Annotated in this window: 16 protein-coding genes and 1 tRNA gene; 12 read left to right on the forward strand and 5 right to left on the reverse strand. The window is 35.2% G+C overall.

Annotated elements, in window-relative coordinates:
* Positions 1-659: 659 nt before the first annotated feature.
* From EMN46_RS05460 to EMN46_RS05495, 8 genes are all read left to right on the forward strand, one after another.
* Entirely contained in the window at positions 660-1,976 is a 1,317-nt protein-coding gene (locus EMN46_RS05460) for a tyrosine-type recombinase/integrase (RefSeq protein ID WP_154199673.1), read from the forward strand.
* Positions 1,977-2,000: 24 nt separating this feature from the next.
* Complete coding sequence (locus EMN46_RS05465) at positions 2,001-2,960, forward strand: hypothetical protein (protein WP_154199674.1); 960 nt, start codon at positions 2,001-2,003, stop codon at positions 2,958-2,960.
* A gap of 126 nt (positions 2,961-3,086) precedes the next feature.
* On the forward strand, positions 3,087-3,380 hold the full coding sequence (locus tag EMN46_RS20385) for a helix-turn-helix domain-containing protein (protein ID WP_154199675.1): 294 nt from the start codon (positions 3,087-3,089) through the stop codon (positions 3,378-3,380).
* Between the two features lie 145 nt (positions 3,381-3,525).
* On the forward strand, positions 3,526-4,122 hold the full coding sequence (locus EMN46_RS05475; RefSeq protein WP_154199676.1) for a hypothetical protein: 597 nt from the start codon (positions 3,526-3,528) through the stop codon (positions 4,120-4,122).
* A complete protein-coding gene (locus EMN46_RS05480; RefSeq protein ID WP_154199677.1) occupies positions 4,112-4,774 on the forward strand; it encodes a hypothetical protein in 663 nt (220 codons plus the stop codon). Before EMN46_RS05475 ends, EMN46_RS05480 begins: the two co-directional genes overlap by 11 nt.
* A 732-nt stretch (positions 4,775-5,506) precedes the next feature.
* Positions 5,507-6,130, forward strand: coding sequence for a tetratricopeptide repeat protein (locus EMN46_RS05485; protein WP_154199678.1), 624 nt, complete (start codon positions 5,507-5,509; stop codon positions 6,128-6,130).
* A gap of 139 nt (positions 6,131-6,269) precedes the next feature.
* Complete coding sequence (locus tag EMN46_RS05490) at positions 6,270-7,778, forward strand: class I SAM-dependent DNA methyltransferase (protein ID WP_154199679.1); 1,509 nt, start codon at positions 6,270-6,272, stop codon at positions 7,776-7,778.
* On the forward strand, positions 7,775-8,944 hold the full coding sequence (locus tag EMN46_RS05495) for a restriction endonuclease subunit S (RefSeq protein WP_154199680.1): 1,170 nt from the start codon (positions 7,775-7,777) through the stop codon (positions 8,942-8,944). The genes EMN46_RS05490 and EMN46_RS05495 overlap by 4 nt, the downstream gene beginning before the upstream one ends.
* A 78-nt stretch (positions 8,945-9,022) precedes the next feature.
* On the opposite strand, the gene EMN46_RS05500 is transcribed toward EMN46_RS05495, so the two are convergent.
* Positions 9,023-10,099, reverse strand: a complete 1,077-nt coding sequence (locus EMN46_RS05500) for an endonuclease NucS domain-containing protein (RefSeq protein WP_154199681.1) — start codon at positions 10,097-10,099, stop codon at positions 9,023-9,025.
* 74 nt (positions 10,100-10,173) lie between these two features.
* On the opposite strand from EMN46_RS05500, the gene EMN46_RS05505 reads away from it, so the two are divergent.
* The 3 genes from EMN46_RS05505 (at position 10,174) to EMN46_RS05515 (ending at position 15,700) form a co-directional block, all read left to right on the forward strand.
* Positions 10,174-13,623, forward strand: a complete 3,450-nt coding sequence (locus EMN46_RS05505) for a DEAD/DEAH box helicase family protein (protein WP_154199682.1) — start codon at positions 10,174-10,176, stop codon at positions 13,621-13,623.
* 54 nt (positions 13,624-13,677) lie between these two features.
* The gene (locus tag EMN46_RS05510; RefSeq protein WP_154199683.1) at positions 13,678-14,292 is read left to right on the forward strand and encodes a hypothetical protein; all 615 of its coding nucleotides are present in this window, start codon (positions 13,678-13,680) and stop codon (positions 14,290-14,292) included.
* Between the two features lie 97 nt (positions 14,293-14,389).
* Positions 14,390-15,700, forward strand: coding sequence for an SIR2 family protein (locus EMN46_RS05515; protein WP_154199684.1), 1,311 nt, complete (start codon positions 14,390-14,392; stop codon positions 15,698-15,700).
* A gap of 238 nt (positions 15,701-15,938) precedes the next feature.
* On the opposite strand, the gene EMN46_RS05520 is transcribed toward EMN46_RS05515, so the two are convergent.
* The 3 genes from EMN46_RS05520 to folB form a co-directional block, all read right to left on the reverse strand.
* Positions 15,939-16,640, reverse strand: a complete 702-nt coding sequence (locus EMN46_RS05520) for a hypothetical protein (RefSeq protein ID WP_154199685.1) — start codon at positions 16,638-16,640, stop codon at positions 15,939-15,941.
* A 367-nt stretch (positions 16,641-17,007) separates the two neighbouring features.
* Positions 17,008-17,078, reverse strand: a tRNA-Cys gene (locus EMN46_RS05525).
* A 118-nt stretch (positions 17,079-17,196) separates the two neighbouring features.
* Positions 17,197-17,550: a dihydroneopterin aldolase gene (gene folB, locus EMN46_RS05530; RefSeq protein WP_154199686.1), complete on the reverse strand. Its 354-nt coding sequence runs from the start codon at positions 17,548-17,550 to the stop codon at positions 17,197-17,199.
* Positions 17,551-17,799: 249 nt separating this feature from the next.
* On the opposite strand from folB, the gene EMN46_RS05535 reads away from it, so the two are divergent.
* Positions 17,800-19,512, forward strand: a complete 1,713-nt coding sequence (locus EMN46_RS05535) for a glutamine--tRNA ligase/YqeY domain fusion protein (protein WP_229130282.1) — start codon at positions 17,800-17,802, stop codon at positions 19,510-19,512.
* 422 nt (positions 19,513-19,934) lie between these two features.
* On the opposite strand, the gene EMN46_RS05540 is transcribed toward EMN46_RS05535, so the two are convergent.
* The gene (locus EMN46_RS05540) at positions 19,935-22,487 is read right to left on the reverse strand and encodes an adenosylcobalamin-dependent ribonucleoside-diphosphate reductase (protein WP_154199687.1); all 2,553 of its coding nucleotides are present in this window, start codon (positions 22,485-22,487) and stop codon (positions 19,935-19,937) included.
* Positions 22,488-22,502 lie beyond the last annotated feature (15 nt).

Below are 22,502 nucleotides of genomic sequence, written 5' to 3' on the forward strand. Positions count from 1 at the left end.
TAGATGATAATAAAAGACCATTGATAATCTTTTATTTTAAAAAACCAGTATAGATTTAGAATCGATAATACTTATACTCTCGATCCTCTTCCAATTTTCTAATAACAATGAAATTTCATTGTACATCAAAATTAACAAAATAAACAAGATTACAAATAATTAAGATAATAATAAACATCATAACATTAACAGAACACACTAAACCTCAAACGATAGTGATATTAAAACCTCTAAATAAACATAAACTATGTAATGAAAGTCGTTGACATTAATTATTGAATAGAGTTATTTAAATTTTGATGATATAGATGACGATAACCCAAATGAGAAATACATTTTCCTCGATGAATTTTATAGGATAAAAATTCGATTTCAACAGTTTTTCAAAAATGCAGGAATCATATGTAGAAATCCATGGCACGAAAAAACCCATCCGTGAATTTCACAGATGGGTTTTAGTTGAGGTCTCTGGCGGACCTATTTTTGTTTGTTTCTAGAAATAACCACATGTTTCCTTTTCCACAAACACACTATAAACACTGACCTTTAGACAAATAAAGATAAGTTAAGACAAATTAAGATCAAAATTATTCGTCTACCGATTGGTCTACAAGAAATATTTTGCGTAAATTTATTTCAGATTAACAGATAGACGTACAATGGCAATTTCAGTTACTTTCATATTACGTGATCCTCAAAATGGAATAAGTCCCTCCAAGCAAAAAGAGACACTTGTCTATATGCATGCAAGGTTCGGTTATTATGAGGCCACCTCAGCAGGTAAAAAGTATGCACGTCTCATATTTTCGACTGAAGAGAAAGTAAAACCTCATTGTTGGAACCCAATTACGCACAGAGCCAAAGGTAAAAGTGCTTTTGATTTCGAAAACTTCAATATCAATCTAGAGAATCTAGAGCAAACAGTTAGAATACTCTATCGTAAGATGAGAATGGAACATGAACTAATTACTCCAAGGAGCTTAAAAAAGAGGCTTACAATGGAGCTATCAGAGGATGATCCTAATATTGATTATTCGAAAGATCTCAATAACTATATCCAAAAATTTATTGATGATATTGAAAATGGTATCCGATTAAATAATAAAGGAGAAAGGTACAAGCCAGGAACAACCAAAAACTACAAAGGCTTTCAAGTTCAATTCAACCTTTATCAAAAAGAGAGACAGATCAGACTTAATTTCAACAACATTGATCTTGACTTTTATAACGACTTCATCAACTACTTTAATAAGAAAGATTATTCGATCAATACGGTCGGCAGGCATTTGAAAACAGTCAAAGCCATCATGAGAGCTTCCAGAGAAGAAGGACTACATCAAAACATAGTAATAGACGATCGAAGATTCAAAACACTTAAAACAAGGGTTCAGAACATTTATCTAACCGAAGACGAAATTAAAACTATAGCTAACCTGGATTTATCACAAGACAAAGAACTCGATGAAACACGTGATGTCTTTCTAATAGGATATTATACAGCTCAACGCTTCTCTGACTATTCTCAAATTAGAAAGGAAAATATCCATCAACTTGATAATGGAAAAAAAACCATCGTTCTGACTCAAATCAAAACTGGTACACGTGTTGTCATTCCAATTAAACCCGATTTAATGACAATACTGAAGAAGTACAACTACAAGCTACCTAAAATTTATGAATCAAAGTTTAATGATAGAATTAAGAAGGTTGTAGAGAAAGCAGAGATCAATGAGATCATTCAAATTGAAGGAATCAAAGGAGGTCTCAAGGTAAAGACTAATAAACCCAAATATAAATTCGTCTCTTCCCATACGGCTCGTAGGTCAGCAATCTCCCAGCTAGTTTTATTAAAAGTTGACATCGTAGAAATAATGGCTATCTCAGGACATAAATCCCCCACCGAATTGATGAATTATGTTAAATTAGAAAGTGAACTTACAGCTGGAAATCTAACCAATAATCCTTTCTTTCAATAAATAAACCCTACACTATATCTCCCAATGACAAATAAAAAACTACCCTCTCAAAACCATGAAAACAAAGCAACAAAAGCTATTGAATCACTAAAAGAGACTCTCTCAACAATAAGTGAAGATGATAGTAAGATGAATAATGTTAAAAAGCTTAGCCACACCCTTAAAGCTCTCAAACTGAAAGGTAAAGCAACCGACACAAAACCTAAAACTTTTCAGGAAATTCTTGATCTAGTTCCCAAACAATCACTAACGCAAAAACAGATATCACACAGCATACAAAATGCACTTGTAATTGTTGGTAAAAATAGCCAACCCAAGACAACGCTCAAAATGCTAGAAAGCATCAAGCTATCATTTACTAGTATGATAGATAAATGGGTAAATGAATGCAAGCCAATATTCTATTCATATGAAATAGGATATCATTACAAAGATGGCAGCCCAGCACCATTACCATCCAATGAGATTAACATCAACAACTCTTTGCTCAAAGACTACACAGCATTAGATTTATTGTATAAGGAGATCGAAAATGAAATCTCTAAAACAAAAAGAACAGTTCAGATATTATACCCTAAGAAGGGTATCTCAAACCAACCTCTTGAAAAAACCACTAAAGAAAAAACCCTGTGGGAACTAACAAGTGATAGAAAAACTAAAATCATCCTTTCCTGTGCATCCATTTCACAAGCTGCATTTGAAGGTAATAAAATCATCGAAGGTACACTTCCAAATCTCAAATTTAACATTCCAGAGCCAGGTAAACCTCTTATGTGCATACAGGCCTTTTTCTATAGATTATATGAACTTGAAATTCTTTCTAAATCTTCTGGTTACAGTGGAAAAGACCTAGTCTGTGTATTCCAAAATACTTTCACAGAACCAATCATAAACCCCGACTCACTAAGACCATTGCTAACAGGAGTATATTTAAAGTCTATAGATCCTAATTTTCTTAAATACTACGAAGTAATCAAGCTATAAAAACATCTACCATTAACTATTAATAATCTTTCAAAAGTTTCAAATATCACTAAGTTGAAACTTCTGAAAGCTTCGTCTGTACATCTTTTCTGAAATTTGGTTATTGAAAACTAAATAAAACCAATCATGAAAAAGATTTATCTAGAATCAGTTTCTGTTAGCGAACTAATAGAAACCATCAGGAACCTCATCAAAGAGAATATTCCTGCCCCAATCCCTAATTTCCCTAAAAGGTACATCTCAAGAACTCAAGCTGCTGAGATACTCGGTGTGAGTCTCCCAACTTTGGACAAGCACTCTAGGTCAGGCTTATTAAAGTCTTATCGTATAGGTCGAAGAAAAATGTTTCGATTAGACCAAGTAGAGAGCTGTCTTGAGGAGGTAGCTTCATTAAGAAGTGGAAGGAGGGATTATGTGTAAAGGTTGGATTAAGCTACATCGATCCTTCTATGAGCACGAAATCTTCATCAAAGCTCCTCATTACAGGGAGATCTTCATCTATCTCATAGTTAATGCTAATCACAAAGATAATATATGCTCAGGGACTCTTATTCGAAGAGGACAATTGCATACTTCATATAAAAATATTCGTGATGCTTTACAATGGTTCGTTGGAAATGAAGAGATGAAATATACCAAAAGGTGTGTGGCATCTGTAATGAAGTATCTACGCCTTAGAGGAATGGTTGAAACATTCAAAACAACACGTGGAATCATTGTAACTATCTGTAATTATGACAGATACCAAAAGGAGGGTTCCAGCACGGTTCCAGCTGAGTTCCAAGCAGGTTCCAGCACGGTTCCAGCTGAGTTCCAAGCAGGTTCCACTATAAACAAGAATGAGAAGAATGAAAAGAATGAAAACAATGGTAAGAATAATATAGCTCCTCAAGAGGGAGATATAGTTAAAGATAAAAGTCATGTATCCTTTAAACCGCCTTCACTAGCAGATACACAAAGCTTCTTTACTACAAATGGAAGCTCAATAGAAGCTGCTGAGGACTTTATCAACTTCTACGAATCGAAAGGCTGGTTAGTAGGTAAAACAAAGATGAAAAAGTGGGAAGCTGCCGCTAGAGGCTGGATAAAAAGAAGCAGTCAGGCTGAGCAATCCAACATTTCTAAATCAAACTATTTAAAACACGATCATGATGAATTTTAAAGAAATATTGTCGAATAGTCAAGAAGAGCTTATTGCTCTAGAAAACATAGCTAAGCAGAAAAGACCATACTTTAGTGAATTAACTGAAGATGAATACTTAAAATTATTTAAGGTTGAAGTGCAAGCAGCTTTATTACGGCGTAATAAAAGATGTGAGTTTATATTTGATGAAAGTAACAAAAATGCAATACAGCAATTATACTACTATCTTGTAGGTTCAAGCCACTTTAATGGAGATCTTCAAAAGGGGGTACTGTTATTAGGTTCGGTTGGATCAGGTAAAACCATAATTATGGAGACCTTTTGTGGCTTATTCAATGCTATAAGCTTTCAAAAGAAAATAAAATCTATTAAAGCTAGAGAACTATGGCAAACTGTAAAAGGGCTTCCAGAACAATTTAAATACTTTGAAAAAAGACCTCTCTACATTGATGATATTGGCAAAGAACCCAAAATGGTTAAGAACTTTGGTAATGAAATAAACCCAATGGCAGAACTTACGAGTCTAAGATATGATCAAGGCGCATTTACATTCGCCACAGGAAATTATAGCTTAGAAACTCTTAAAAAGTTCTATGGTGAAACAATTACTGATAGAATGAAAGAGATGTTCAATATAATGATTCTTCCTGGAGGAAGTCGTCGAAAATAAAGCCAAGTTATGAAGTTTAACCTATAAGTATAGGTTAGCAAAATACAGTAAAATTCATCCAAGTGTACAAAGCTCGTACACAGTTTAATAAAACACTAAATACCAATACACTTAGCTGGCCAGCTAATATTTTAACGATACTTATTAACTAAAGCAGAACATTAACTTTAATCAATATCTTATGTTTTCCCAAACGTGGAAATATGCCTAATATGTACAAATTTAACTCATAAAAGTCAGTCTCTTTCACCTCAACAATGGACAATTATTTAGCTCAATCGTTGATTGTTAAATATTTAAACATGTACAAACCTGAATATATACTGACTTTTTAGGGTACACAGCACAGAGTAACACAGAAAAAGCTCATTCTAGCTTGATTTTAATCCAATTTTCAGTGCTTTTATCAGGTATTTGATATCAAGTTTACTCAGTTGTGTACATCCAATGTACAGTATACTTGTCATGTCTAATAAGCTTATAATACAGTAGATAGGTGAGGTGGTTGTTTTGATGAGAGACATGACCTTACTCTCTAATGCTTCCTTAACGTACAATTTGAGCACTTAGGACTAAAACATGTGAAATTGATGCACGATCGATTAAACCTTGGAGATAGAGCGGCAGACCTGATTTCAAATAATTGGTTATTAGAAATAGATTTAAAACTAAAAAACATAATTTAGAAGAATCTTAGGCGTAAAGGAAATGAAAACCCAAATAAATTATAAAATGAAACGTATTAATATTTTGTTTTTTTTCATAATGATTACAATCAGTGCATTTAGTCAGACAAAATTAGATTCTATAAAACGATGTGCAGAACAAGGGAGCTCAAGGGCTCAATGCAATCTTGCTATTACGTATAATAACAGTGCTATTGATAATAATAATAGTCAAAATAAAGCTTTCTGTGAAAGGCAGGCTTTGTATTGGTTTAGAAAGAGTGCAGAACAAGGAAATGCAGATGCTCAATTCGGCCTTGGTCTTATATATCTTCAAGGTAGGGGAGTTCTATTGGACAAAAAAGAAGCTGTATGTTGGTTTAAAAAGAGCGCAGAACGAGAAGACCTAAGTGCTCAATATCGCCTTGGTCTTATGTATTCTAATGGTGATGGAATTTTAACAAATAAGAAGAAGGCTGCATATTGGTATAAAAAGAGTGCAGAACAAGGATGTATAGCTGCTCAATTCGACCTTGCTATTATGTATTTAAATGGTGACGGAATTTTAACGAATAAAAAAAGGGCTGCATATTGGATAAAAAAAATCTATGAAGAAACGGTCGACATAAAATGGAAGAGAATAAGAGCCAAAAAACTATGGGAAAAATATGAATTGTGGAAATACGAATAACATTTTATTAATTCAGATGAATACACGTTGGATCTGAAGGTCAAAAATTGATCTGAATATCACCCCTCATTTAGATTGCTTCTTCCTCTCAAAAGATTACTTTTGTTTCTCACATTAAGAATAACAACACACAAAATATATGCTTACAGGCCCAATTAAAAATGAAGTTGACAAGCTTTGGGAAGCCTTTTGGACAGGTGGAATTGCCAACCCATTAACAGTAATAGAACAGATTACATACCTTTTGTTTGTACGTCACTTAGATGAAATTCAGATAGGACAAGATAACAGAAAGAACCTTTTAGGTATCGAAGATAATAGTCCTGTTTTTGATGCATCACAGCAAGATTTACGTTGGGGGAACTTTAGCAATAGAGAGCCTGAAACCATGTTTAACCTATTTACTAAAGTAGGTGGTGTTTTCGATCACATGAAAGAGATTGGTAATAAAGATGGTGTGTTTGCTCAGTTTATGAAGGGTGCAACCTTTATGATTCCAACTCCTAAACTATTGGATCAGGTGGTGCAGATGGTTGGAAAGATTAAGATGGACGATCGTGATACAAAGGGTGATTTGTACGAATACCTTTTGGGTAAGATTGCTACAGCTGGTCGTAATGGACAGTTTAGAACACCTCGTCACATTATTAAAATGATGGTGGAGTTAATGGAGCCTGGTAAGGAAGAAATTATTTGTGACCCAAGTGCAGGAACAGCTGGCTTTTTAGTTGCAGCAGGTGAATATATGCACGAACATCATACTGATTGGTTTATGGATCAACCCTTCCTAAAGCACTTTAACGAAGGTATGTTTAATGGGACTGAGTTCGATGCGACTATGATTCGTATTGCAGCCATGAACCTACAGTTGCATGGTATTGAAAAACCTGACCTAAACTTTAAGGATTCTTTGAGTGAGGCTAATGCTGACCAAAAAGAAAAGTACACCATGATATTGGCTAACCCTCCTTTTAAGGGTAGTTTAGATTACGATGGTGTAGAAGCTTCCTTACTGAAAACGGTGAAGACTAAGAAGACTGAACTGCTCTTTTTGGCTTTGATGTTACGTATGATGAAGACAGGTGGACGTTGTGCTGTGATTATTCCTGATGGTGTTTTATTTGGAGCATCTAAGGCTCACAAGCAGATTCGTTCTGAGATAATTGAGAACCATAAGTTAGAAGCTGTTATTTCTATGCCTAGTGGTGTATTTAAACCCTATGCAGGGGTAAGTACGGCTATCATGATATTTACTAAAACGAACTCAGGAGGAACGGATAAGGTTTGGTTTTACGATATGAAAGCTGATGGTTTCAGTTTAGATGATAAACGTAACCCATTGGTTGAAGAGCTATTCTCTACTGAGAAGCAAGATGATGAGTTTCATGCCAAATGTAACATGCCTGATATCATTTCACGATATAAGAATCTTGATGCTGAGGGCGGACGTAAACGGACAGAACAATCCTTTTTTGTACCATTTGATGAGATAAAAGCTAACGATTGGGACTTGTCTATTAATAAATACAAAGAGATTGTTTACGAAGAGGTAAAATACGATGCTCCTTTAGATATTGTTGCTGACATACGTCAATTGGATCAGGAAAGAACTGAGGCATTGACTAAATTAGAGGAGATGCTGAAATGAGTTGGGAAAATTCAACAATTGGAGAGGTATCACAATTGGTAAAAACGGGTAAGACACCTCCATCGAAAGAAGCCAAATATTTTAAGGATGAAATTAATTGGTATAATCCAGGTGATTTTAATAATGGTAAATTACTAGCATATTCAAAAAGGAGAATTTCTGCTTGTGCATTAGATGATAATAAAGCAGTTGAATATCCTGAAAATTCGTTGTTAATTACCTGTATTGGTGATATCGGTAAAGTAGGTATATCAAGAGAGAAATGTTCTTCAAACCAACAGATAACAGCTATCTTACCCAAAAAGCAAATTGATGTTGATTTCTTATATTATTGGGTAGTAGCTAATAAAAGAACATTTGAAAATGTTGCTAATAGTGCAGTTGTTCCAATTTTAAATAATAAAGGCTTAAGGTGTTTAAAATTTAGTTACCCTCCACTTTCAGAACAAAAGCGCATAGCTGCCATTTTGGATGAGGCAGATCGTTTGCGCCAAAAGGACAAGCAACTCATCGAAAAATACAATGAGTTGAGCCAATCGGTGTTCTTGGAACTATTTGGGGATCCTTTTAATAATCAAAATAATTTCGAAAAAGGTACAATTAGAGATTTGGTCTCAGAAGTGAAATATGGAACGAGTTCAAAAGCAGAGGAAGATGGGGAATATCCATATTTAAGAATGAATAATATTACTTATTCAGGGCACATGGATTTTGCCAAAATGAAATATATCAATCTAACAGAAAAAGATAAGCCTAAATATTTAGTGCAAAAAGGTGATCTGCTTTTTAATAGGACAAATAGTAAAGAACTTGTAGGTAAGACTGCTGTTTACAATCTTGACAAACCAATGGCAATTGCTGGTTATTTGATTAGAGTTCGTGCAAATGAAAAAGCAAATACAATTTACATTTCAGGATATTTAAATTCTGTACATGGCAAAATGATTTTGAATAATATGTGTAAGAGTATTGTTGGCATGGCAAATATTAATGCTCAAGAATTACAAGACATTAAAATTCTTGTTCCTCCAATTTCACTACAAAGCAAATTCGTTACGATCATCACTGAAATAGAGCAACAAAAAGCACAAGCCGAAAAGAGTTTAGCCAAGAGTGAGGATTTGTTTAATTCTTTACTGCAACGAGCTTTTAAGGGGGAGTTGTAAGGGATAAGATACTTTGTAATAGAACATACGAGAAGAGCCCTCACAATCAAGTGGAGGCTCTTTTTATACGTTGTATAATTATTTGAAAATTGAAAGTAACTGTTCACAATTTGCCTTTTGTTTCTTTTTCAATCTTCGATTCTTTACTATATCATTTAGCATTACACGAATGGTACTGTCATCGAGGTAACGGAATAAGCCCATGTTCCATGCAATTCGATCAGGATTATTCTTATTTCGGTAATAATTCCAATATTTAGGGCGATACGTCTCATCAAAAATTACAGCTGTATTTTTATCACAGGCAATAACCTCAAAAGGATCGTCACCATCCTTTGTCTCCAAATTATTGATTTGAGCAATAGCAAAAATAAATCGCTCGTTTTCAGGTTCACCTTGGGCTCGTGATGTGAATACAGCAATTTTGCCCATTTTAGCTCCTAAACATCTCCGTGGTTCATTATCACTCTTGGGTCCATGATTATGTCCTGGATAAAATTGCAACTCTTGTAAAGCAATGGAATCGTGACATGGGAAGTGTTTTTCGTCAAGCTGACCAGAATAATATTTACTTTGGCAATTATTTTTAAAGCTCTTTTGAATGCCACACCAAGTTCGATGCTCACAATTGTATAAAGCTGTGTCAGGGGAACAGACTCCTGACCAATTATTGTCATTGTAACTAACTTTGAAGGCAATATTTCCATCTATGGGGTTTCTAGATGAAAGTGGTGTCGAGACAATTTGATCAGGAATCTCAAAAGAAGCAGTATGAATTTGTTCTTTGGATTGATTGCCAATAAGTTTTAATAAACTTTTAATCTTTGTTGTACTAAATTCTAGGTATTCAATCCCAAAATGCTCAAAAGATAACTTTAAGGAGGCAGGGATAATTGGAGCTGCCATCACTATTCTTGGGTTCTCATTGTCAAGAATTCCATAATACTCTATCAGTTGTCCAACATCTTCTCGTGTAACTGCATTCCTTTTCAGTTCTACAACCATTTTACGTTTGTTCTTATCTTCAAAAAATAGATCGGCTCTCCTGCCATTTTTAAAAATATATTGTCTTCCAAGTAAGCTTAAGCCAGGTTCAATTAGCCTCTCATGAAAGATTTCAAATACGTCTTCAATTTGCTTTTCAAGTAGTTTCATAATATCAAATTAAGGTTAGACAGTACAATTTAACTAAAAATTGTATATTCGTAGTTATAAACTTTTCATAATCCATGCATAGCAACTTCTCTTTCCTCCAAGGTGAATGGGCAACCATTTTTAAACATGTTCAAAAGGCAGAACAACGTGTTAAAACGGAACCCATATCAGCTGCGTTTTATTGTCGTCTGACTCTTGAAACAACAGTCAACCAAATTTACCAAGAGAACTTCTTAGATCGCCCCTATAACGCTGATTTATATAGTATGATGAATCAGGATGAGTTTCGCCACTTGATGGATGATGCTTGCTTTTCTGGTGTGTTTATGCATACTCGTAGAATAGGAAATAGAGCCAGTCATGGAGAGCGTATTGAGTCGAAAGAAGCTTTGGTTGCCTTGCGTTACCTTTACGACTTTTTAAAGTGGTTTGCTCTTCGTTACAACGTGAGCACACCTAGTTTACCTGATCGTTTCGATGAGAACCTTATACCTAAAGTTGGTGAAAAGGAGCGTAAGCAAATAGAAATTCAAAATGAAAATGAACGTTTGCTCGAAGAGTTAGATCATCTGCAAAAGAAACAACACAAGGAGAGAGAAAAGCAACAGGAAGCTCAAAAAGATGATCAAGCACGTTATGAGGCTTTCATTAATGAGAAGCAAGAAAAAATTGCTCAACTTGAGGCACAACAAAAAACTAGAGATTTTACGACATTAGGACGTGAGTTCACTGAAGCAGAGACTCGAATTTACCTGATTGATGAGGCACTTAAAGAAGCAGGTTGGAACAACTTTAGAGAAGGTTATGATATTGAATTTCCCGTACAAGGTATGCCCATAACAGGAGATAATCCTAAGGGGAATGGCTTTGCTGATTATGTACTTTGGGATGATAATGGCTTGCCTTTGGCAGTTGTTGAGGCTAAACGAAGTAGTAACGCATCAGAGTATGGAAAGGTTCAAGCTAAATTGTACGCAGATTGCTTAGAGAAGATGAAGGGACAACGTCCTATTATTTTTTATACCAATGGGTACGATAGTAAAATATGGGATGATACCTTTTACAATCCTCGAGAGATATATGGTTTCTTAACCAAAGAAGAATTGCATTGGCGTATTCAACAACGTGATACTAGAAAAGATCTTCGTAACTATTCCATGAACCCTAAAATAGCAGATCGTTATTATCAGGAAGCTGCATGGAAACGTGTTGCAGAAGACTTTGTAAAGACATCTCCTCAAACTAAAACGACAACAGGAGGTAAGCATACAGCACTTCTTGTTATGGCAACAGGTAGTGGTAAAACACGTACTGCTGCATCAATGGTCGAAATACTTTTTAAGGCTAATTGGGTAAAGCGTGTTCTCTTTTTAGCAGATCGTAATGCCTTGGTCAGACAAGCAAAAAATAGTTTTGGTGAGCACTTAAAAGACTTGACATCAATCGACCTAACTAAGGAGAAGGAAGATGATGGTACACGACTTGTTTTTAGTACGTATCAAACCATGATAGGACGAATTGATAGTGCTCGTAACGATGGCAAGCGCATGTATGGTGTTGGTCACTTCGATTTGATTATTATCGATGAGGCGCATCGTTCTGTTTACAACAAATACAAATCAATCTTTGATTATTTCGATGCTCACATCATTGGCTTAACAGCTACACCAAAGGGTGAGATCGACCACAATACTTATGAGCTTTTTGGTTGTCCCGAAAGTGACCCAACCTTTGAATATGAACTAAAGGCTGCGGTTAATGACAATTATTTAGTTCCACCTAAAAAGTTTGAATTAAGCACCAAGTTTCTGCGTGAAGGAATTAAATACAAGGAGCTCTCAGAAGCAGATAAAAAGAAGTATGAGGAGACTTTCCTCGATGAAGAAACAGGTTTGTTTCCTGAAGAGATTCGTAACTCAGCTCTCTCAAGATGGTTGTTCAATCGTAATACGGTGAATGAGATATTAAAGGGCTTGATGAATAATGGTCTTAAAATTGAAGGTGGCGACAAAATAGGTCGAACCATCATTTTTGCAGCCAACCAAGACCATGCTGAATTTATAGTGAAATGTTTCAATGAACTTTACCCTGAGTATTCAGGTGCAAATTTTATAGATGTTATTCACAATAAGGTGTCTCATGCTCAAAGCCTAATTGAAAGCTTTTGCGATCATGATAAGGAGTGTATTCCACAAATAGCTGTTTCAGTTGATATGTTGGATACAGGTATCGATGCACCTAGGGTTCTGAACCTTGTGTTCTTTAAAATGGTACGATCGTATTCTAAGTTTTGGCAAATGATTGGTCGTGGTACACGTTTGTGTCCTGATGTTTTTGCACCAGGAGAAGACAAGAAAGAGTTCTACATTTTTGATACCTGTCAGAACTTCGAGTTCTTCGAGGCTAATCCTGAAGGAGCCAATACAAATATGGTGAAGCCTGTTAGTCAACAAATCTTTGAAGCAAGACTTCATGTGAGTCAGATGTTAGCACAAACAGGTGAAGATGAGAATATAGAACTAGCAAATAAACATATCGATATTCTGCATAAGCAGATTGAATGTTTAGATCGTAATCGTTTCTTGGTACAGATGAACCAGAGATATGTTGACGAGTATGTGAACAGAGAACGTTGGAACAATATTAGTAATGACGATATTCACAAGATAGAAGAGCATTTAAGTAAGTTACCTCTTCCTGAGAAAACAGATGAGTCGGCTCGACGATTCGATTTAATGACCTTGAAGATGCAAATGGCATACCTTATGGAATTGTCAAGCAAGAGAGGCTTTGTCAACAACATGACTCATATAGCAACTCTCCTGAGTAAGAAGTACACTATCCCTCAGGTAGTGCATAGAAAGGCGCTGATTGAGTCTATGAAAGAGGACGAGTTCTATGATGGATTGAAACAAACTAAGCTAGAACAGGTTCGTGAAGAGGTGAGAGACTTACTTAAGTACCTTGATAGAACAGATAAGAAAATCGTATATACCAATATTAAGGATGAGGATTCTATTTTTGAGGAAGGCAAAATTGTCTATGCTGAGTCAAGTGAGACCTATAAAAGTAGAGTGGAACGTTTCGTTAGAGAGCACAAAAATAATATTACTATCAGTAAACTAAATACCAATAAGCCTATTACTAAAGCAGAGGTAGCTGAATTGGAACGTTTGATGTTTAATGGATCTGAAATAGGTTCAAAAGAAGACTTCGAAAAGAACTATGGAGAACAACCTTTAGGTAAGTTTATACGTGGTATTGTTGGTTTAGATGTGAATGCTGCTAAGCAAGCTTTTGCTGACTTCTTAAGCAACGGACAGCTCAATGCTGACCAAATTACCTTCATTAATACCATCATCAACTACTTGGCTGTAAATGGCACTATTGATAAAGCTATGCTCGACAAAGCACCTTTCAACGAAAAGCACCATCAGGGCATCTTCGGACTGTTCCCTGACCCTGCAAAAATCACTCGCATCGTCTCGATTATTGATCAGGTGAATGCGAATGTTGTGGCTTAAGGATGGAGTAAGTCCTACTTTTTTTGCAAAAAAAGTAATAACACTAATAATATAATGAATATATCAGAACCTTTAAGAGTTATTGTAGAGTTAGATAATAAATTAGTTGAATCAAATGAATATATTCCATTGATTGTAACTAGTGTGATAACTATATTAATAGCAGTGTTAACGTCGTGGTTAATGCGAAAAAATGAGTTGGCTAAGATTAAATCAGATCAAGATAATTTAAGTAGACAAATTGATTCAGATTTTAAAAGAATATTCTTGGCAATAGAATCTGATAACTATAGAGAACTTTACAACAGAAAACTGGAGGCTCTAAAGAAAATTAAAGCTTTACAATTTACGATAATTGAAACGACGACTGCAGAAGGTGAATCGTATAGCTCGTTGGATGAGTACCTCCAATGTTTTGATTTTGGATCTCTTAAATTAGGGTTGTATGAGTTGATACTTGAATATTCATGCATATTTAATAATTCAATTGTTGACAAAATGAAATCAGTTTATAACGATGTTGATTTTACGCAAGCGAACTATGATCCAGATTCATCTCATTGGAGAGAGTTCGATGAGAGAGTTAGTGCAGATTTCATCACATTAGTTGATTTAGTTAGTAAAGACTTAAATATCGATTACAAGGACCTTAAGCAGAAGATAAAGTAAGCATTAATAGATAATTATAGAATCCTGTCTCAAGTTGAATTGATGGGTAATTTCTTGAGTAAATAATTTTATTTGTTGAGATATAACGAATCATATTATGCCTAAAAACATTAGAGTGAACAAGGGTGATAATAAAAAGGTAACCATTTTGTTGGGAGCAGGAGCAACTTTCCCTTGGGAAGGACCGTCCTCAGAGGACATTAGGAAGCGTATTATAGATACAAAAGCCTTTGTAATTAAAAGTGGAAATAGAACTGTTGGAGAATATATATTTAGCCAGTTAGAGACTTACTATGGAATGTCTCAAGAGGTTAATTTTGAAACCTTTTTAGCAGTATTAGAAAGTATAGTAGATTATTTGTTTTCAGCCTCAGCAAAAGGAGCTACGTCTCCATTATTTGTTTCATCATTTCCAGCAATATTTAACTTAAATGATTTTGTGGAAGAAGTGAAGGATACTAATATCATTAATGAAAAGCTGTTAGAAGCTTCAGGATTTCCAGATTCTGGTATTGAATCCACAATGTCATATGAAGAACTGAACACGTCGCAAAGACATTACATTGACCTACAGTATTTTACAAACATGTACAATTACTATATGGAGATTGTATCCAAATGTATTGCAGATTACACATACAATCTTGATAAAAAGAAGTTTCAGGTACAATCAGATCATTTCAGAACTTATATAAGTTCATGGATCGAGAAAGGCTATACTTTACGTATTTATACTACAAACTACGACCGTTTGATACCTGAGTTGTTAAAGGATAAGTATGATGTCTTTAATGGCTTTACAACGGGTCATACTGATGTTTACGAGCAGGCTTATGCATATAACACAAAGGTGATTCATGAAGATAGGATGTTATTGAATTATTATAACCTACATGGTTGTTTAAATTGGCGCTCAAGCAGAGCATTAGATAATCTTTATAATTTTGAATGTACTCCAAATCAAGTGCATCATGGGGTAGAATTTGTTGGAATGGAACGTACTAATCCTGGACAAGAAGTAGTTAAAACAAATATTGTAACAGGGTATAATAAATTACAGCATACTTCGATAGAACCTTTAAATCTATTTTTTAATTCATTCGCTAATGATTGTTACAGTTCAGAATTAATTGTTTCTGTGGGATTCTCTTATTCTGATTTTTATATTGGAAGAATTATAGCCAATGCATTGAATAAATTTGGGGCAAAACTTCTTCATGTCACTTATGCTAAGAATGCATCAGAGGTTGATGACAGAAGAGAATGGCATAATATTAATCAGACATTGTTTGATAGTAAGGCATATATTAAAAGAATAGATGATAAGGACGATTCTGTTCAAATCAAATGTGAAGGAAACGATCACTTAATCTTCATAAAGGGATTTGAAGAGTTTCTAAACCAATAAACTATTGTAATTCTAGTAACTACAAATCCCTGATATCTATATAGCAATAGCTACATTCGTAAAGCTCCTCAGGTGGGGTAAGGGGGAAAAAGATACAAACAAGCTGTTTTATTAGTCGATGAAGACGATAGCTGAATTAACTACTAATAAAACCTATTTAAATCTGTTTCACACTTAATAATGGACATAAGCACAATAGACAAACTATAAGAGATACGTATCAAGACACACATTACTTCTATCTCTTAATAGGCTTTAACAACAATCTACTTCTTTTATCATCAAGAGTCCAACTCTTTCGTGATTCTATTATTTCCTGAATATTAGAAAGCCTTGTAAAATATTCATTATAATGCGCCTTATGATTATTCCCTGGCTTGGAATCAATTAAGCCACGAACAATTTCAACAATTTCTTTCAATATTTCAAACCAAGTATCAATTTGAATAACATCTATCATAGACATATATAACAAAGCATCTGGATCATGCTTTAAGTTCTTACTATATAATGGATAGACCCATTGCCCATGTGCAATCTTATTACGGATGTTAGCTTGAATTTTCAAATATTCATCTAATAGGGAGTTAATCCTTTGTTTTTTATTAGGGATTTCAGAACCGTTGTCTCTAAACTTAGAAAAAGCAGTACTAACACACTTTTTCCATTTATTCAGGACATCTCTATCCCTAAGAATTGCTTTCTTTTCTATTTCAGTGAATCCCGAGGGGGTGTGGATAAGCTTAACTAAATATGCTTCTGACCAAGAGCTATATACCATGAGATAAATATTCGTATATAACTTAACAGCATGGTCATCATTTTTCCTTAATGCATTATTAATCTGAGAATTAACTAATCTCCTAGCAGATTCCAATTGACTTACATTCTTACTAAATTTACTATGGAAGGATTGCTCTGCAGTAGTTACATTTGGCATCTAACAATAAATTTACTGTATTACAGGCGGTTGGCAATGAACCGTAGTTGTTCATTCTCAACCGCCCGGAATCGAACCGAGATTTCTTGACTTAACATCAAGCGTGTTTGTCCAAATTACAACTACAGCTGTTACTTAAATATCTTTACTTGCTTTTCAAACCCATACATATCTACTATTCATCAATCCAGTAATATTAGAACTGATGTTCAGTTAAGGTTTGAAACTATAATTTCTAATGTCCTATCATTTTGATTTACTAGTGCCTAAACGATATAAAGTTATCCCGTTAGTACACCGATTGGTCTACAAAAAGAAAAACCAAGCTATAAATCATTGATTTACAGCTTGGTTCAATTCCTAATTGAGGTCTCTGGCGGATTCGAACCGCCGTGGATGGTTTTGCAGACCACTGCCTAGCCACTCGGCCAAGAGACCCTTTTTCTCTTTAAGAGCGATGCAAAGATAAGTAATAAAGAAAATACTTTACAAACTTTTCAAAGCTTTTCTAATATTTATTTTCAAGTCTTCTTGCACACTAAAGATAATCAAAAACTTATCGACTTAAAGTCAAACTAACTTTCTCAATTTGCCCACCCATAGGAGGATTCATTTTTGAAACCTTAACGGTAGCTAACTCCAATTCTGGAAAATTTGCGTAGAGCATATCCAATAATCGTTGAGCCACGTGTTCCAAAAGATGAGATTTAATCTTAAATTCTTTCTGAATCATCTCGTAAGCTCTCTGATAATTGAGTGCATCGGTAATTGCATCGGAGGCAGCTGGTTTTTCAGCATTATACTCCATACGTACATATACGGTAAATTTATTGCCTACCACCTGCTCTTCAACAAAACAGCCATGATAGCCATAAAATTCCAATCCTTCTAATTCTATAATTCCCTTCATGCTTGTAATAATATTTAATGGCGAATATAGGATAAATTTCTAAAAGCTGGATTCTATTTTAGTCTAGTATGCAAATTCATTTATATAGGCACTGATTTATTTCGTGAAAATCTCTACTTTTGTTAGTTCGAACCCTTTATATCTATTTTGAGTCAATAAAACAGCTTATAAAGGGAATAAAAAGATAAAGCAAGGCGAGATTTCAAATAATCTCATGCAATACATGTATCATCTAAATTAGAATGAAGTATGGATAACAAGACTATGAATGAAGAGAATGCTAAAGAAGTAAAATCTCTGAATTTTATCCAGCAGATTATTGAAGAAGATCTGAAAAACAATGTCAATGATGGTAGAATACTCACTCGTTTCCCTCCGGAACCAAACGGTTATCTACACATTGGACATGCAAAAGCAATCTGCCTAAACTTTAGTCTTGCCCAGCAATACCAAGGAAAATGCAACCTACGTTTCGACGATACAAATCCTGTAAAGGAAGACACCGAATATGTAGATTCTATAATGGAAGATATTAAATGGTTAGGGTTTAAATGGCATGGAGAACCTCATTATACATCTGATTATTTTGAGCAACTACACGATTGGGCTGTAAAATTGATTGAAGATGGTAAAGCCTATGTTGACGACCAATCTGCAGCAACTATTGCTGAACAGAAAGGTACACCAACAACTCCAGGTACTGCAAGTCCTTTCCGTAGTCGTTCTGTTGAGGAAAATTTAGATTTATTTGCTCGTATGCGAGCTGGTGAATTTAAAGATGGAGAAAAGGTACTACGTGCTAAAATCGATATGGCTTCACCCAACATGCATATGCGTGATCCGTTGATGTATCGTATTATGCATGCGAATCATCATCGTACTGGTAATACTTGGTGTATTTACCCAATGTACGATTATGCTCATGGCGAATCGGATTATTTAGAGGGAATTACTCACTCTATCTGTACACTAGAATTTGAAGTTCACCGTCCACTTTACGAGTGGTTTGTTTCCAATATTACAGATACTGAATATCAACCAAAGCAACGTGAATTTGCTCGTTTGAATTTGAGCTATACGGTGATGAGTAAGCGTAAGCTTCTTCAATTGGTAACCGAAAAGCACGTATCTGGATGGGACGATCCACGAATGCCAACCATCTCTGGTTTGCGTCGTAGAGGTTATACACCTCATTCTCTTAGACAGTTTGCTGAAACTATTGGTGTCGCTAAACGTAATAACGTGATTGATGTTTCGGTATTGGAACACTGTGTACGTGAAGATTTGAATAAGATAGCACCTCGTGTGATGGCTGTTCTTAACCCAGTAAAATTGGTATTGACCAACTACCCTGAGGGACAAGAAGAATACGTAAGCATCGAAAACAACCCAGAAGATCCAGAAGCGGGTTCTCGTGAAATGCCTTTCTCAAGAGAATTATATATCGAGCGTGAGGACTTTATGGAAGATGCACCTAGAAAATTCTTTAGAATGACTCCAGGTCGCGAAGTACGTCTTAAGGCTGGTTATATTATAATGTGTACTGAAGCTGTGAAAGATGCTGATGGTAACATCACTGAAATTCACGCGACTTACGATCCCTTATCAAAATCAGGTAGTGGTTCTGAAGAAAGTAAACGTAAGGTAAAAGGAACACTTCATTGGGTTTCGATTAAACATGCAGCAAAAGCTGAAGTTAGAATTTACGATCGTTTATTCAACGACGAAGCTCCTGATAGTCACAAAGAAACAGATTTCTTAGAATTTATTAATAAGGATTCTTTACAAGTACTTGACAACTGCTTTGTTGAACCAAGTTTGAAAAATTCTAAAGCTGAAGATCATTTCCAATTTCAACGTTTGGGTTACTTTTCTGCAGATAAGGATAGTACTGCTGATAAATTAATTTTTAACCGTACTGTTTCGCTAAAAGGCGCATTCTTAAAAGGAAAGAAAAAATAGAGATCTACACATCTCATTCTTATATTTAAAATCCGGTCTCACGATCGGATTTTTTTTGTTTAAGCATTTCAATAAAAACAAATTCAAACCACAAATTTCACAGATTTACACAAATTTAAAAAAACAAGTTCATGACTAACATCGGATTGTTTTTGTTTAAGCAAACCACAAAAACTAAATTCAAACCACAAATTTCACTGATTTACACAAATTTTAAAAAACAAGTTCATGACTTACACTTGTTCACATGCTTGTTGCAAGTCCACACCACCTCCCCCAAACACGTTTGGGTACTACTCCTTAAAAAAGGAGGAGAAAGTAAATCACTCTTCGATTCAAGTAACAAATGCAACTGACAGGATTTTAAATAAAAAAAGGACGTTCATTATGAACGTCCTTTCCTATATTATTATTCTAATTGCTTATCCACATTTAGAAGTACCACATGATTGACAAATTAAGCAACCTTCTTGGTAAATAACGTGCTCTGAGCCACACTCAACACAGGTTATGCCTTTGGCTTGAGTTCCATTTGGAATGTATTTCTTTAATGAACGCTCAACACCATTTTTCCAAGTGTTAATATTTTCGCTATCAAGTTGAAGACCTGAAATCAAATTCACAACTTGCTCAATTGGCATACCATGACGTAATACCCCTGAGATCAATTTAGCGTAATTCCAGAATTCTTTATCAAACTTATACGACAGACCTTCAAAAGTTGTTTTAAAGCCACGTCTGTTACTGTATTGGAAGTCGTATCGGGTATTACCATCCTCATCTCTACGCTTAAGAATAAAGCCTTTATTTACCGACTTAGGTAATAAAATTCCCTCTTCATCATCTTGAATACCTGTGAAAATCTCGTAAGGTTGCCCTTCATAAAGACCAATTATCGCAATCCATTTTGTTTTATTATTCTGGAAACGTACCACCTCAGCTTCAAGTTCTTCTGGACGTTTAGCTGGCATATTTTTCCCAGTTTCAGCTTTCTTCTCGTTGGAAATTAAAACACCAGAACGAGAACCATCACGGTAAACGGTACACCCCTTACATCCGCTTTTCCAAGCTTCAACATAAAGATCACCAACTAATTCCTCTGATACATCAGCAGGTAAATTTACAGTTACAGAAATTGAATGATCAACCCATTTCTGCACACGACCTTGCATACGTACTTTTTGTAACCAATCCACATCATTTGATGTCGCTTTGTGATAAGGTGATTTTTTTATCAATTCATCAATTTCCTCATCAGAAAAATGTCTGCCTGTTTTAATACCATTAGCTTCCATCCAAACCACAAATTTATGGTGGAATACCACAAATTCTTCCCAAGAATCGCCAACCTCATCCACAAAGTCTACACGAACATTCTTATCGTTCGGATTAACTTTTCTACGACGTTTATAAACTGGCATAAATACGGGTTCTATACCCGATGATGTTTGAGTCATCAAACTTGTTGTTCCTGTTGGTGCAATAGTCAAACAAGCAATATTACGACGACCGTATTTTAACATATCCTCATACATATCAGGAGCAGCCTCCTTCAAACGCATAATAAATGGATTGTTAATTTCTCTTTTGGCATCGAAAATAGTAAATGCACCACGATCTTTAGCTAAATAAACCGAAGCACGATATGCCTCAACAGCAATCACTTTATGAACTTCCTCAGAAAAACTTGTAGCAGCTTCGGTTCCATATTGCAAGCCCATAGCCGCAACCATATCGCCTTCAGCAGTAATACCAACACCTGTACGTCTTCCCTCTTTAGCCTTCGTTCTAATATTAAGCCATAAATTATTCTCAACACGTTTTACTTCATCCTCTTCAGGATCAGAAGCAATTTTCGCAATAATAGCATCAATCTTTTCTAATTCAAGATCAATAATATCATCCATAATACGTTGAGCCATTCCAACATGTTTCTTAAACAAATCGAAATTAAAACTTGCTTCGGGCGTAAATGGATTCTCTACATAACTATAAAGATTGATAGCCAATAAGCGACAAGAGTCATAAGGACACAATGGAATTTCACCACAAGGGTTCGTCGAAACGGTACGGTAACCTAAATCAGCATAACAATCAGGCACTGATTCTTTCTCGATAGTATCCCAGAATAAGATACCTGGTTCTGCTGATTTCCATGCATTGTGAACAATTTTCTTCCACAATTTACCAGCATCAATATCTTTTGTATACGTTGGGTTATCAGAATTAACAGGATATTGCTGTGTATATTCTTTTCCAGCAAGAACAGCTTCCATAAAACCATCAAGGATTTTTACAGAAACATTAGCACCTGTAACTTTACCTTGCTCCATTTTCGCATCTATAAACTCTTCAGAATCTGGATGTTTTACAGAAACACTTAACATTAAAGCGCCACGACGACCATCTTGAGCAACTTCACGCGTTGAGTTTGAGTAACGCTCCATAAACGGAACAATGCCAGTGGATGTTAAAGCAGAGTTTTTAACAGGAGACCCTTTTGGTCGGATATGTGACAAATCGTGACCAACACCACCACGACGTTTCATCAACTGAACTTGCTCTTGGTCAATTTTCATGATTCCGCCATAAGAGTCAGAATCACCTTTATTACCAATTACAAAACAGTTTGACAAAGAAGCAACTTGGAATTTATTTCCAATTCCAGACATAGGACTTCCTTGTGGAACAATATATTTAAAATCTTTTAATACTGAAAAAATTTCGTCTTCAGATAAGGGGTTAACATACTTTTCCTCGACACGAGCAATTTCGCTTGCGATACGATGATGCATATCATCAGGTGTTCTTTCATAAACATTCCCATAAGAATCCTTCAAAGCATATTTATTCAACCAAACACGTGCCGCCAACTCATCACCGCCAAAATATTCTAAAGAAGCTTTAAAAACGTCTTCGGAGTCAAAAGTTTGTTGTTTAACCATCGGGGATTGTTCCTTATCTTTAACTGTCATGATCAATATTAATTG

It is taken from the genome of Ancylomarina sp. 16SWW S1-10-2 (assembly GCF_009669305.1).
Taxonomy (GTDB): Bacteria; Bacteroidota; Bacteroidia; order Bacteroidales; family Marinifilaceae; genus Ancylomarina.

Excerpts from the sequence above, each read along its gene's own strand:
- EMN46_RS05540 (WP_154199687.1), bottom strand. The coding sequence starts at position 22,487 with ATGACAGTTAAAGATAAGGAACAATCCCCGATGGTTAAACAACAAACT.
- EMN46_RS05480 (WP_154199677.1), top strand. The coding sequence starts at position 4,112 with ATGAATTTTAAAGAAATATTGTCGAATAGTCAAGAAGAGCTTATTGCT.
- EMN46_RS05535 (WP_229130282.1), top strand. The coding sequence starts at position 17,800 with ATGGATAACAAGACTATGAATGAAGAGAATGCTAAAGAAGTAAAATCT.
- EMN46_RS05485 (WP_154199678.1), top strand. The coding sequence starts at position 5,507 with ATGAAACGTATTAATATTTTGTTTTTTTTCATAATGATTACAATCAGT.
- folB (WP_154199686.1), bottom strand. The coding sequence starts at position 17,550 with ATGAAGGGAATTATAGAATTAGAAGGATTGGAATTTTATGGCTATCAT.
- EMN46_RS05505 (WP_154199682.1), top strand. The coding sequence starts at position 10,174 with ATGCATAGCAACTTCTCTTTCCTCCAAGGTGAATGGGCAACCATTTTT.
- EMN46_RS05460 (WP_154199673.1), top strand. The coding sequence starts at position 660 with ATGGCAATTTCAGTTACTTTCATATTACGTGATCCTCAAAATGGAATA.
- EMN46_RS05500 (WP_154199681.1), bottom strand. The coding sequence starts at position 10,099 with ATGAAACTACTTGAAAAGCAAATTGAAGACGTATTTGAAATCTTTCAT.
- EMN46_RS05490 (WP_154199679.1), top strand. The coding sequence starts at position 6,270 with ATGCTTACAGGCCCAATTAAAAATGAAGTTGACAAGCTTTGGGAAGCC.
- EMN46_RS05520 (WP_154199685.1), bottom strand. The coding sequence starts at position 16,640 with ATGCCAAATGTAACTACTGCAGAGCAATCCTTCCATAGTAAATTTAGT.
- EMN46_RS20385 (WP_154199675.1), top strand. The coding sequence starts at position 3,087 with ATGAAAAAGATTTATCTAGAATCAGTTTCTGTTAGCGAACTAATAGAA.
- EMN46_RS05515 (WP_154199684.1), top strand. The coding sequence starts at position 14,390 with ATGCCTAAAAACATTAGAGTGAACAAGGGTGATAATAAAAAGGTAACC.
- EMN46_RS05495 (WP_154199680.1), top strand. The coding sequence starts at position 7,775 with ATGAGTTGGGAAAATTCAACAATTGGAGAGGTATCACAATTGGTAAAA.
- EMN46_RS05510 (WP_154199683.1), top strand. The coding sequence starts at position 13,678 with ATGAATATATCAGAACCTTTAAGAGTTATTGTAGAGTTAGATAATAAA.
- EMN46_RS05465 (WP_154199674.1), top strand. The coding sequence starts at position 2,001 with ATGACAAATAAAAAACTACCCTCTCAAAACCATGAAAACAAAGCAACA.